Origin of the sequence: Streptomyces morookaense (assembly GCF_013030945.1) — a bacterium.
Lineage (GTDB): Bacteria > Actinomycetota > Actinomycetes > Streptomycetales > Streptomycetaceae > Streptomyces > Streptomyces morookaensis.
The window spans coordinates 1-1753 of record NZ_JABBXF010000156.1 but is presented as its reverse complement, the minus strand read 5'-3'; the positions used below and the strand labels follow the sequence as shown (position 1 = coordinate 1753).

Genomic DNA, 1753 nt, shown 5'->3' with positions numbered 1-1753 from the left:
CTCATCGCTAACTTTGCAACAGTGCCTCTTTACCGACAAGGCATCCGGCAGTTCAACAGATCGGGAAGGGCTGGATTTGCTGAGGATGAAGGTGGAGGAAGGTGATGTCATTCTGGTGAAGAAGCTCGACCGTCTTGGCCGCGACACCGCCGACATGATCCAACTGATAAAAGAGTTTGATGCTCAGGGTGTCGCGGTTCGGTTTATTGACGACGGGATCAGTACCGACGGTGATATGGGGCAAATGGTGGTCACCATCCTGTCGGCTGTGGCACAAGCTGAACGCCGGAGGATCCTAGAGCGCACGAATGAGGGCCGACAGGAAGCAAAGCTGAAAGGAATCAAATTTGGCCGCAGGCGTACCGTGGACAGGAACGTCGTGCTGACGCTTCATCAGAAGGGCACTGGTGCAACGGAAATTGCTCATCAGCTCAGTATTGCCCGCTCCACGGTTTATAAAATTCTTGAAGACGAAAGGGCCTCGTGATACGCCTATTTTTATAGGTGTCTGGACTCGTGGGATCATGTACCCATGCGTAGCTGGCCGCTCTTCAAGGCCAGACACGTTTTGCGTACACTGTTCCAATCCGACTCTTCACTGGCAACTCGATGACCCAGGCACTGCACAGCCAAGCCCGTACTACCCACCTGATCCGTGAGGAAATCAGGAACTCGACGCTCCCGCAGGCCGAACTGGCCAGGATGTACAACGTCACCCGCCAAACCATCCGAAAGTGGCAAAACCGCGAGTCTCCTGAAGACAAGTCGCATGCGCCGAACAAGATGTACACGACGCTCACGCCCGAGCAGGAGCTCATCGTGGTGGAGCTGCGCAAGACGTTGCTGCTGCCCACGGACGACCTGCTGGCGGTCACGCGCGAGTTCATCAATCCAGCCGTCTCGCGTGCCGGCCTGGGACGTTGCCTGCGCCGCCACGGTGTCTCGGATCTACGTAACCTGGTCGAGCAGGAAGGCACTGCGCCCGCCACGAAAAAGACCTTCAAGGACTACGAGCCGGGCTTTGTGCACATCGACATCAAGTACCTGCCGCAGATGCCCGACGAGACGGCAAGGCGCTATCTCTTCGTTGCCATCGACCGTGCTACGCGCTGGGTCTTCATCGAGCTCTATGCCGACCAGACCGATGGCAGCAGTGGCGACTTCCTCAACAAAGTCCAGCAAGCCTGTCCCGTCAAGATCGTCAAGCTTCTGACCGACAACGGCAGCCAGTTCACCGACCGCTTCACGGCTGGCGGCAAGAAGAAGGAACCCAGCGGCACACACGTGTTCGACCGCCTGTGCAAGCAGCTCGGCATCGAGCACCGGCTCATCCCGCCTCGTCATCCGCAGACCAACGGCATGGTGGAGCGCTTCAACGGTCGTATCAGCGACATCGTCAACCAGACCCGTTTTGGTTCAGCTGCCGAACTGGAATCGACGCTGCGCAATTACGTCAAGATCTACAACCACAGCATTCCGCAACGCGCGCTCCAACACAAAACACCCGTTCAGGCGCTCAAGGAATGGCATGAAAAACGCCCTGAATTGTTCAGGAAACGCGTGTATAACCAGCCGGGTCTTGACATATAGGTTAATGTCATGATAATAATGGTTTCTTAGACGTCAGGTGGCACTTTTCGGGGAAATGTGCGCGGAACCCCTATTTGTTTATTTTTCTAAATACATTCAAATATGTATCCGCTCATGAGACAATAACCCTGATAAATGCTTCAATAATATTGAAAAATGACTT

General features: G+C 54.9%; 2 protein-coding genes. Both read left to right on the top strand.

Going from position 1 to position 1753, the window contains the following annotated elements:
* A partial coding sequence (locus tag HG542_RS36665) for a recombinase family protein (protein WP_218039106.1) occupies positions 1–487 on the top strand: 487 nt, incomplete at its 5' end.
* Between the two features lie 122 nt (positions 488–609).
* Complete coding sequence (locus HG542_RS36660; RefSeq protein WP_013213985.1) at positions 610–1590, top strand: IS481-like element ISKpn27 family transposase; 981 nt, start codon at positions 610–612, stop codon at positions 1588–1590.
* The last annotated feature ends 163 nt before the right edge of the window (positions 1591–1753 follow it).